This window comes from Dysgonomonas termitidis (assembly GCF_054657735.1).
This window is the reverse complement of sequence record NZ_BAAHYD010000001.1, coordinates 238,640-251,777: the sequence shown is the minus strand read 5'-3', so window position 1 is coordinate 251,777 and position 13,138 is coordinate 238,640. Positions and strand designations below refer to the sequence as shown.

General features: G+C 42.3%; 2 protein-coding genes. Both read left to right on the top strand.

Features of this window, described 5'->3' with window-relative positions:
* The first annotated feature begins 212 nt into the window (after nt 1-212).
* Nucleotides 213-3,176, top strand: a complete 2,964-nt coding sequence (locus tag ACYQ3L_RS01040; protein ID WP_379998356.1) for a T9SS type A sorting domain-containing protein — start codon at nt 213-215, stop codon at nt 3,174-3,176.
* Between the two features lie 17 nt (nt 3,177-3,193).
* Nucleotides 3,194-13,135: a SpvB/TcaC N-terminal domain-containing protein gene (locus tag ACYQ3L_RS01035; protein ID WP_379998358.1), complete on the top strand. Its 9,942-nt coding sequence runs from the start codon at nt 3,194-3,196 to the stop codon at nt 13,133-13,135.
* Nucleotides 13,136-13,138 lie beyond the last annotated feature (3 nt).

Genomic DNA, 13,138 nt, shown 5'->3' with positions numbered 1-13,138 from the left:
TATAAATATTATGGAATATAAATAATTATAAATTTTCTATGCATTAATAAAAAATGATTCATTAACATATTACAGACAAAATTACTCAACTTATATTTTTCCCAACCAGCACAGAATAATTTATAGACTTATAGATAGGAATATGACACCGGTTAATAATATAAACAACCATATTAATTATCTTTTTTTTCAATTCAAATATCTGTTACCTTATGAGGAAACAAATTACCCTATTATTAATTTTGGCGATATGCTCCGGAAGCCTGCTTGCGCAGTCCCCCGGAGGAGTCGGCAGCCCTGAGCTTTGGTTTCGTACCAAGCCGGCAGGAACAGACCTGAATGGTAATTACCGCTGGCAGGATTTCAGCGGTGATTCCCTGCACCTGAACGTTTATGATTCCCGGGGTGCGTCCTACGGAGACGAATTTACTAATTCTTCCGTGCGCCACTACAATGGTAATCCTGCTTTGAGCCTGAACAAACTCCTTGATGCAAAAAGCCGGGAAGTACAACTTAAACGCACCAACCTGTCTCAGGCAACAATTATCGGTGTCTTCGCACCCAATGCAAACTTTGATAAGGAGATGTTGCTTTACGGGCTCAACGGCCGGCCGGGACAAGGTGTTTTTGTAACTACCAACAAAATTATCCCCAGTATCGAAAGTGGAAAAAGTAAGTTCGATTTTGGGGAAAGCCAGGGTATGGACCTGATGTATTCATCTAACGATCCTGAAGGCAGCCTGAATGTTTTCCACGAGAAATCCTTACGTATTGCCGCATATTACCGCAGTGTACCGCCTTCAACAGGTTTATGGGGTGAAAGGGATAAGGCCGTATTAACATTTGGCTCAATCTACAGTTCAAATAATGTCAACAATAATTCCCGATTCTCATTGAGCAGCAGCGAGAACCGTGCCTTTACCGGATATATACCCGAGCTGATCGCTTATAACCGTTTGCTGGCTCCTCTGGAAAGAAGGCAGGTAGACAGTTACCTGGCTATAAAATACGGATTGTCGCTTCCGGTATCATTTATAGGCAGCAACGGACAGCTACTCTGGGATTACGATGCTGAACCTACTTATAATAACCGCATTACGGCTATTTACCGTGATAATGCAAGCGGACTCTATCAAAGGGAATCGGGCACCAGTTTTGAGGAACTCCCTAATTATAGCGACCTGAACGACTATTATCACCTGGGTAATCCCAATTACCGGAGTTCAGCCTCCCGTTTGCTGGTTGTGGGCAGGCAGTTTGCCAATAAAACCAAAGATGGGGAGTATATATTCTGGGGAGATAATAACGCTTCAGTCAAATTAAAAGAAATAGAAGGGGTCCTGGGTATGAAAATCATGAGTCGCAAATGGCTTGTCAGGACAAATATAACAGCCACTAATCAGGCCGACAAGCAACTTGAATGGCAGGTAACGGACCTGAGTTCTACTGTCAAAGGTTTTGTAACCACTTTACGGAAACCCTCTTCAGGCAATTCTCAGGGAACAGCCTTTACACAAAAGCCATTGGTTGATACAAAAGGTTATTTAGGCGTTTCCGGTATATCCCTCTCCGGAAACCTGTATATCAAGTTAGGGAATAATCAAACCCTTCTCTCTCCTGGCAGCCACGATTACGGCTATTATATAAGCGGTAGTAAAGTCTATCCTATTGTATCGGGAGTAGTCAGCGAGACATCCATCTATACCCTTATCTTTTACTCTACACTGGAACTGGAGAAAGACGACAGCAGCATCTGTCTAAGGATTGACGGGCAACGAATCCCGGCTAGTGAAATAACTATTACCCCACAAGATATAAACAAACAGTTCTACGGGGCCGTCTGCCTTACCAACGGCACTTTTGACTCGCAGGTCGATATCCGTCACGGAGGTTTTGTCGATACAGGAAATCGTATCGAGTTGTCTTATTCTTCGAACCGTGCTTCTGAATTCAAGGATAATGACAAAGGGCGCAGTTTCCTGTTGATAGACCATACCGGAACGGGTAATTTTGATTTGAATACGGTAGATATGATTGAGGTGGATGATATTGACATCTCACGTCAAAAGGCGATCTTCAACAATGTGTTCCTAAACACAGGTGATGTGTTTACTTTCGCCTATCGCGAATCCGGCCTGGCAGGAGAAATTGTAATTACCGATCCGGCCTGTAACCAGTCCAATGGAGAAATCACCGTTCAGATTAAACAGGGAATCCGCGCTTTCATCTATACCCTGACCGATCTGGCAACAGGGCAAGTTGTAAAATCAGGCCGGGAAAACAGCTATACTATCCATCTGACCGGGCTTAAGGGAGGAAATTACGAATTGAAAATATCGGAAGCCGGAGGCTTTAATTTAGAGAATATCGATCCGGCAATAAAACCAACACGGGCCAAAACGACCAACTGCTTACCTGTTTTTGAAGGAGCACTCGAGTGGACGATCTCCAACATCACCGATACTTATATGATCGGATATACCACTTTTATAGAAGATGTAAATAATACGAAGAATATTATCCATTACGGTCTGAAAAAGCAGGCGGACAAACTCTATGTCGTAACTAACGGGAAAGCAGCCACTTCTCCGGTCACCACCCTGGCAATAGGAGATGTAATCCGAATTGAGAAAACCATGAGCGGATTAAAATATAAGAAGAACGGTACACAAATCGCTACAGGTAGTATTTCTTTGCTGGATTACCTGTTGAAATTCTACGGGCTGATCGACACAGGTTTCGGCCCTGCCGAAATACTTAATGTCAATGCCACTGGCTTCTTCAACCTGGCGGATTATAACTGGACAAGGATGGATAATATGAAAATATCCCACTCCGACGGGGCTTCGCTGACCTATACACTGACCCTGAATGACCCGTGTGGTACCAATTCTGTACAACTACAGCCGGAAACACTACAAGAAAAAACAGAAGACAAGCTCAAGTTATCCTATATACAAGGCTCTATGACGGTCAAAGCTGAAATTGAATTTGAAGAACCGGATGTAGTTTCATTTACTGTCTTCAATTTGAATGGAAATCTTATCCAAAAGAAGAACCTTACTACACCCCAGAGAATACAGGTAGCGGATCTGGATGTACCGGCTATAGGAGTATATATCATCAAGGCTATCACAACCAATGGTGAATATACCAAGAAACTGCTAATCCAATAATAAGTAAAACTGACATTATGATACATAAGAAAAAACGATATGCATTATTCTGTGCACTGGCAATCAGTGCAGGGATACTGGGGGCAGTGGTCTTCTCCGGCAGGAGCCTCCAAAAGGATGTTCCTGTCTTTTCAGAGGTTACAGGAGGACAAAGTCCGACTGCGCCAAAAACAGATAAAAAAGAGGCATCCATTGAAACGGAAGTAAATCCTGAAACAAAAGATTTACAACATACGGCAAAAACAACTCAAATACAGTTCGTATCTTCTCTACAGGAAGGTATAATAGGGTCTTATGCAGGCAAGCACCTAGACAACCCTTCCGATAATATTTTCACTGTCGATATAAACAGCGAGCTATCAGATAAAGATATCGTCTGGCTAAGTTATCAACTGGAAGGGGTCTCTGATTTTACCAATATTCCGCGTAGTGTCAATGACCGCCTTGCCACCGGTGGTTATCTGGTTAAATTTTCAGACAAAACCTCTCTACAACGGGAACAACTGAATGTTAACTGGCTGAAAAAAGGAGAAAACCGGATTCAGTTCAGTTTGCCGGAAAATGCAGAATACGGTTACAAAGTAAGCAACCTTTCCATAGAAGTGGAAAAAGGGGCTAATACTTCCCCTCTGATTGTCATCAGTTCGGGAACAAACTTTGACAACAAAGCCTATATAAGCGGATATGTTCAGGATAAGAATGCCGGACAAACCAAGTATTATGTAGACAACAAACCCGTTACTACAGTAGAAGGGGCTTTTGAATCAATCGTACCGTTGAATAATAGCCGTAAGATAGATGTCAAAGCGGTTTACGCTGATGGCAGAGAACTGACAAAACAGATTATAATTACATCAGGAACCAATATGGATATTGAATATGCCTTAGGACAGAATGTAAAACAAATATCCAAAACATTCAAAAAAGGCATAGCTGATAATATTCAATTTGAAACGGCGCTATTGAAGGTAGACTCTTCAGCCCTACTGACAGATTCAAAGAATATCACAGTCTCTACGTTGCGTCACATCGATATTGCTGCCCTGGATATGGGGATGAGTAATGTTACGGCAACACACAAAGGGTATCGATTTCTTCCTCATGGAGAACATTTTGCTGAAGGAGCTAAAGTGACGATCAAATATGACCGAACCAGGATACCGAATGGGTTTACCGAAGACGATATTAAAACCTATTACTTCGACCTCGGTTCAAAACACTGGGTGGCGCTTAAACGTGATACCATCGATAAGAAAAACCAACTGATCGTATCGACAACGACTCACTTCACCGATATGATAAACGGAGTGATCCAGACACCTGAATCACCCGAAACGCAGGGTTTTGCACCGACTATGATGAATGATATCAAAGCGGCAGACCCTACGGCAAAAGTACAGGTGATTGCACCTCCTGCGGCCAATAACAGGGGATCGGCAGGATTAAGCTACAACTTTGAAATGCCTCCCGCTCGTAACGGTATGTCTCCATCATTAGGTATTCAATACAACTCCGATGGGGGAGCCGGATGGCTGGGTGAAGGATGGGATTTAAGCACCCCTTCAATTTCAATAGATACGCGTTGGGGAGTGCCCCGTTATGACGAAGTAAATGAAACCGAAACCTACTCGTTTAATGGCAGTATGCTGATGACGATGGATGATTCGGGAGAAAGTTCTGTGGCCCACCGAGGCGATAAGATCAATCGTAAAACAGACCGTCAGTTTTATCCAAGAAATGAAGGTACGTTCTCGAAAATAATACGTAAAGGAAGTTCTCCAAGTAATTATACATGGGAAGTAACCGATAAATCGGGGACTAAGTATACATATGGAGCTGTACTGAAAGGTACTGCAAAAACTTTAAGCACAAACAAAGAAGTTATTGTAGAATGGAAATTATCGCGTGTTGAAGAATTACACGGAGATTATATCGAATACATCTATGAGGCGGTAGACGAACCGGTAAGAGGGGGCTTAACCGCCAAAGCCATCTACTTGAAAGAGGTGCGGGCCGGTAATAAAGGTGAAGACCCGCATACGGTAGTAAGCCTGACCAGTACAACCCAGAAAGATAAAAAAAGTAATTCGGCGCGTTATGGATTCCTGACATCGAATAATAGATTACTCAATAAAGTGGAAATTGCCTTTGAAGGACAAACACTAAGAAGTTATACTTTCACTTACAAGCAGAGAGCTTTCAATACCAATATTCTTGATAAGGTAACGCATCTTGATGCTTACGGAACTGCATTTGCTTCGCATACGATGGATTATTACGATGATGTGGATTCGAAAAATGGGTATAAACCATTTAAGACGGATGCTGAAATCTGGAATTTGAATAATGACGGTATAGATGCGGGATTTGTCAATCCGGTAGCTATTCTTGGTGCACCCGGATTCAGTGATAAGGCAACAGCGTTAGGCGGAAGTAAAACAACTTCCACTACTATATCTGCGTATGTCGGTGTCGGAATTGGAAGCCCTATCAGCAAGGAGTTGTCCGCCGGTGCCAGCTATAGCCGTACAAATTCAACAACACAGGGATTGGTAACGCTGGTAGATATCAATGGGGATGGCTTGCCTGATAAAGTATACAAAAAAGACAAATCCATATACTACCGCCCTAATATTTCGCAAATTTCAGATACTGAATTTAAATATGGGGATGAAATAAAGATTGCTGGTATATCGAACTTTTCAAGGACGAAAGCCACTACAAACACTTTAGGCCCTAAAGCATATGTACCTTATGTATCCACCGGATCGGACGTTGGCAAAACAACCAGTAAAACCGATATATATTTTTCTGACTTAAATAACGACGGTCTTTTGGACATAGTTATAGACGGTAAAGTGTATTTCAATCATATTGTTATTGATAACAATAACAAAGCCGTGCCAACTTTTACTTTAAGTAGCGGAGATACACCCAGCCCTATATCAGGAGGAGGTGTAATAGACCTCAGTGATACGGAAGTCGATCCTGTTGAACAGGCTGAAATAATAGCAAACTCTCCATTACAGGATGTAGTTCGTGTCTGGGAAGCACCGTTTGCAGGAACAATTAAGGTGGAAGGTAATGTTCAGTTACAGGCTCCGCAGGCAGGATATGATGAAAAAGAATATGAAAAAGCGGACGGTGTGCGGGTAGCTATTCAATCCGGCAGTACAGAGAGATGGAATAAATCTATAGCCAAAGGGGATTTTATGTCTTATCCTGCCAATGTAAATAATATTTCCGTTACCAAAGGGCAAAAAGTGTATTTCCGTGTACAGTCCGGAGCAAATGAAATAGCCAACGGAGCATTCGATCAGGTAAAATGGTCTCCTGTTATTAGCTATACGGACCGTACCAATCAAACGAACCCGAATGGACAGGGCACAACCATTTTTAAATTATCTGAAACGGATTATATAAGTATTGAATCTCCGAATTATATCCCATCGGCGTCTTCTGCGACAATCTCCGGCACATTCATAAAACCGGTGACATCCGATAATATTACCTTAAAAGCGGTCCTTTCTACAGATGAAACCATCGATGACGGGCAGGGAAATGCTATTGCGAATCCAGCTTATCAGCAAGTTACCGTCTATGAAAGGACTTTCAACTGGGATGAGACATACAACGGAAATCTCACTTTTAACGTAGCCAATTCAATCGCCGGGGAAAATCTGCAATTTTTGATCGTTTCAGAGACTAATGTTGGTATCGAATATATCAAGTGGTCTCCGGTAATAGCTTATTCAATCGACGGATCAACTGTCAATACAACAGGAACCGTTACATATCCGGCTTACTCGACTATGTTATCGGAGGGGCAACCTTACATTTTGGCTGCCAATGGAACATTAAGTATTAAACCTCAATTTTCTGCTCTTACTTCATTACCGAATTCATCTATAAACGGAACATTACTAATGGCCGTGAAAAATGTAACAGGTTTATTGGCAAAACAGCAGGTAACCATAACCAATGGAATTGTAGCTCCGGCTTCCGGTATTAGCTCACTGGCTGCTTCCGCAGGGACAATCTGGGTTGAATATTATATTGCCGATGCCGGGTTATTCGCTCAACTGGGAATTCCGCAAGCAGTAATAACAGCTAATGCCGTGACCTCAACAGTAACTGCAAATACATTTACCGTAAGAGGCAATGATGGTTATGGTATTATGTACCGTGGTTGGGGACAATTTGTTTATAATGCAGCAGATGGCCGTTATGGTAACCCTATCGAAGAATCCCTGTTAGTTTTGCCTCAGACTGAAGAGGCGGCAGATCCCCTGAAAATGGTGTTTATGCCGATGTCACCTGATAGTGACGGCAAAAAGTACTGGATGGGGCAAACACCTGATAATTACATAAACGGTTCTCTTATGTCCAGTTCACGCCTTGGGGAACAAGATGTGCTTCTAACCAATCCACTGGCTGATTTCAGTAATGTAAACGTTAAAACGGGTAATTGTATTGAAGGTTCCGGAGCAAGTGCACCGGTACTTGAAAGCAAGAGTAGCAGTACAGGTTACTTTCTGGGAGGCGGCATCGGGCCTGTTTCCGGAAATATAAGTACTGCTTCCGGTTGGGAGAATAACAAGCGATCTTTTACCGATATGAATGGTGACGGTTTTCCTGATATAATTACAGAAAATCAGGTTCAATATACCAATGTAAAAGGAGGCTTTGATGGAGAAATTCTAAACGGTAACTATACGCATTACAGTAAAAACGGCAGCAAGTCGGGTGGTGCTGGCGGAGGCGGTATAATACTGTCAAATTCAAATACATCATCGGGTACTATTCCAGCAGGCACAAGCACGGAAAAAAAATCATCTGGAACCAGTTCAGGAAGCCTGTGGAGTAAAATAACAGCATACAGTAATGCTGCAAAGACTTCAGTTGAAAACGGAACGAACAAATTGAAGGCATCCGGCTCACTGGATGGCTCGCTAAATAACGATGAGACCAGTTATACTCTTGTCGATGTGAATGGTGACGGTTTACCTGACAAAATTAATGAGAATAAAACCGTGCAAATTAATCTTGGTTATGGATTTACGGATCCCGTAGACTGGAACCTTGATAAAATACAGGAAGGTAAAAGTACGACTATCAGCGCAGGTGGTGGTTTGGGGTATGATATCAAGCAATCCAGTTTTTCCGGAGGATTCGGTATAACAACTACCACCAGTAGTGTCAACTATATGCTTTTAGATGTAAATTCGGACGGCCTGCCTGATAAAGTGAGGGAAGATGGTGGGAATGTCTACGTTTCGCTTAATACAGGAAACGGATTCTCCCCTGAGTTTTCATGGACGGGGATGGAACGGATAAATAAAACCGCTTCGACGTCAGAATCTGCCAATGCGGCTGTGACTTTTGGAATTATAATTCCTCTCACTCCAATTAAGATAGTTACCAATCCTGGAGGAAGTATTGCCCAGAGCATGAGCCGCTCTTTATATGATATCCGTGACATAGATGGCGACGGTTATCCTGAAATCGTGTCTTCCGATGAAGATGGTAAAATGACCGTTTATCGTTCCACTATAGCCCGTACCAACAAGCTAAAAACAGTCAATAATCCGCTTGGCGGTAGCTTTACCCTCGATTATGCCCGTACCCATGCTACTTATGATCATCCCGGAGGTAAATGGGTCATGAAATCGGTGGAAGTAAACGACGGTATTTTAGACGACGGAGCCAATATGAAGACTGTCTTCGACTATGAAGACGGTAAACAGGAACGCCACGAACGCGAGTTTTTAGGCTTCGGTAAGGTAATCACAAAGAATATTGATACCGAAGCGTATGAAACCGATAAGGTTTACCGTAAGGCCATACAGGAATACGATGTAAACTCAGTGTACACTGCCGGAAATCAAGTCCGTTCGGCAGTGGAAGATGCAGCAGGTAATAAATTTTCGGAAAGTGTGAACGAATACCACAGTTATAAGGTATCCGCTTCTGCTGATACATATAACTTTGCAGCAGATAATAGTATCTGTTCAGACCGTGCCATAACCTTTACACCTTTGAAATACACCAAATCGGTCGTATACGAAGGACAGGCAGACGGCATGACAGCCAACGAAAGTTATTACGAATATTACCTGAACGGTAACTATGGTGACCTGAAAAACTATAAATACAGCGACAAGGGTACGTTGGGCAACTCAGGCACCGGGGCATTCAACTACCAGACATCGGTTGAATATACCAATAATACAGCCAAGCATATATTGGGGCTTCCTGTAAAAGTGCAGGTAAAAGGATCGGACGGCAAACTCTACCGTCAGACGGAAGCAGCCTATGATCTTGCCTATGCCAATCACCTGACCAAAGTGACCCAGACCCTCGATGAAGGAGGCAACAAAGCCGAAATAGACATTACATACGATAAATACGGCAATATCAAACAGAAAACACTCCCTGCCAACTCAAAAGGACAGCGTATGTTCTACAAATACCTGTATGACCGTGATTACAATATGTATGTTGAGCGTGTCGAAGATGCTTTCGGCTACAGGAGTGAGATGGAAAACTATGATTACCGCTATGGCATTCCTTTGGTAACCCGTGATATGAACGGTTATACCATGGAGTCGGCTATCGACTATCTGGGACGTATCGAAACCGTAACCGCCCCGAATGAACAAGCGGAAGGCGCACCGTATACCATCAAGTTCGAATACCATCCGCAGGTCGAAAAAAACGCGGGAGGTATTAAATCTCCGGCTTATGCCGTCACCAAACATTACGATCCCCAACATCCGAATGATGACCTGGAGACTGTAACCTTCGCAGATGGATTCGGACGAGCCCTGCAGGTAAAGAAAGACGGCGTGGTAACAACCACAACAAACGGAACCATTCCACAGGATCAGAAAGTAATGATCGTCAGCGGACGTGCCAAGTTCGACCCGTTCGGGCGTGTGCGCGAAGCTTTCTATCCGGTTACTGAAACAATGGGAAGTAAGACTGTTTTCAACCCTGCATTTGATACGGAAACTCCGACCAAGACCCATTACGACATTATGGACAGGGCTGTCAGGACCATCCTTCCCGATAACAGCGAATCGCTGATGGCTTATGCTAAGGATAACAGCAGCCGAACATTAGTCACTACCGTTACCGATGCCATGGGAGGAAAACAATCGACCTTTACTAACGGTTCGGGATTGACTGTCAAGACCGAGCAATACTCAGGCCCTGACGGAACTATAACCACCCGTTTTGAATTCGACCCGATTAACCAGTTATTAAAAGCTATCGATAATGGCAACAATGAAACTGTATCGGCTTACGATATGGCAGGCAGACGAATACATGTAACACACCCGGCTTCGGGAACCACATCGTTCAAATACGATAATGTAAGTAACCTGTTAAGCAAGCAAACCGCCAATTTGGCATCGGAAAATAAGGAAATTACTTACGACTATGATTACTCACGTCTTACGGCAATCAATTATCCCGATAATCCGCAAAATAATGTGAAGTATCACTATGGAAATAAGAATGCCAAAGAGAACCGTGTCGGACGCCTTATGTTGCAGGAAGATGCGACAGGGGCACAGGAGTTTTACTATGACCGTTTAGGGAATATAGAACAAGTTCGCCGTACTGTAATTATTCCGAACCAGGCAATCGCTACCTATATCACTCAGTGGAGTTATGATAGCTGGAACCGTCTGGAACAAATGGTTTATCCCGACGGGGAGAAAATCAGCTATGCATACAATACGGGAGGATTACTGGAAAGTGTGAAAGGTGAAAAAGCTTACTCATATATTTACGTGAATAAACTGGGCTATGACAAGTTCGAGCAACGCATCTACATGAAATACTGTAACGGAGCCGAGACAAATTACAGCTATGATCCTCAACGCAGAAGGCTTTCCAACCTGATGGTAATTTCAGGAAAAGAAACCCGTAAGCAGATTATGAACAATGCTTATTCGTATGATAAGGTAGATAATGTGTTGAGCGTCATCAATACCGCACCTGCGCCTGTAACGGGTATGGGCGGGCAAATGAGCCATACCTACAACTACGACGGACTGTACCGTCTGCAAAGCGCAACAGGAACTTATAGCGGAGCAGATAACAAATTGGCATCTTATACCCTTGCTATGAGTTATGATAACCTGCATAATATCACCAGCAAGAAACAGCATGTACAGCAACAGGGCATCCAGTTTGACGGAATGCTGAAAGCAGGTTATGATCTGACCTATGAGTACAACAGCCAGAAACCGCATCAGATAGCCAACCTGAAAGACGAGAATTACCGTACTGAAGGATCTGAAAATCAGGATAAGATTAAGAAAGACCATACATATCAGTATGATGCCAATGGTAACCTTGTATATGTAAATACCGCAAGGGAGAAACAGGACGGACAGGCGGAAGAAAAAGCCAATGAACGCAAACTACGTTGGGACGAAGAAAACCGTTTACAGGCAATTAATGACAACGGCTTTATCTCAGGTTATTGGTATGATGCATCGGGAGAACGTGTGGTTAAGACAAGCGGCGATGACGAAGGTATATATGTGAATGATGTATTCAGCGGAGCCAGAACCGAAACGGCTAACTTTACGGCATATATCAATCCGTATCTGGTTATCAGCAAAGGCGGGCAGTACACCAAGCATATTTATATTGGCTCACAAAGAATCGTATCTAAACTGGGCGACCTGGATAGCTACGGGCAAGATCCACGCAGAATAGAATACGCAGGATCAGGTATAAGCAATATTACGGTAGACTATAAGAACAAATACAAAGAATCACAACAAGCCATTAAGGATAATTATGCTAACTTTGAAGTACCGTATTACGGGACGGATAATGACGATTATGTGAACGGTGGCGGATTCTGCTGTGGTGATAGCCCGAAACTGAAATCTTTCGATCCAAGCAAGAATGATAATCCTGAGTTGTACCAGTATTATTACCATTCCGACCATTTAGGTAGTAGTTCTTTGATAACTGATTTAGATGGAGAAATTGTTCAGCATATAGAGTATGTGCCTTTCGGAGAAGTCTTTATCGAGGAACGCAACAATACGTGGAATACGCCGTACCTTTTTAATGCAAAGGAACTGGATGAAGAAACAGGGTTGTATTATTATGGAGCGAGGTATTATGATCCGAAAATAAGCCTTTGGTTATCAACAGATCCCGCACAGGAGAAGTTTCCAAGTGTAAGTACTTATGCTTACTGTATACAAAATCCAGTAAAATTTGTTGATCCGGACGGGAAAGAAGTATATTATGATACTGAAGGCAATAAACTAGGAAAAGTTGGTGAGAATAATGATGTAAGAGTCCTTAATTCAACTTCATTAACGAGAGATGATGCTTTAAATTATATTAAATCTGCGTCTGAAGAGTCGATACAAGCTTTAATGGATAATAGTATTGCTTTTGCTGATTACTTCAATGATGTTTCAGATGTAACAAATGATGCTCCATTAGTTCCGTATATTGATAACTGTTATACAGCTGCAAAAAAACAACTCCTAAATGCAGGATATACACCTCTTGGACGAACTTCTGCTATTGATACAAAAACAGATAAAGGGTATAACCCTAATCTAAAAACTGACCCCATCGGAGGAGCTATAAAAATACAAACTGATCTGTACGATGGAAAACCCGTAATAGTTGGTGTTGAACAAGCTGATTCGAGAGGATATTTTGCTCTTGAAAAAAGAAATGCCAATCAATCAACAGGTCATTTCATTGTTATTAGATCAGTAAGCAAAGATGAAAATGGTGTCATTAAATTTAATTATTTAGATAATGCATCTTATAAGGGGAAAAATGATGTTAATAACTTGACATTAAATACCAAAACAGGAATAATAAAAGGTTTTATGTCACAAAGAAATCTCACTTATACAGTTTCAGAGGTTAGATCAAGTAAAGAGACCGTTAAAAAATAACAA

What these genes read in the sequence shown, in the direction of transcription:
- ACYQ3L_RS01035 (WP_379998358.1), top strand. Translation starts at nt 3,194, where the DNA reads ATGATACATAAGAAAAAACGATATGCATTATTCTGTGCACTGGCAATC.
- ACYQ3L_RS01040 (WP_379998356.1), top strand. Translation starts at nt 213, where the DNA reads ATGAGGAAACAAATTACCCTATTATTAATTTTGGCGATATGCTCCGGA.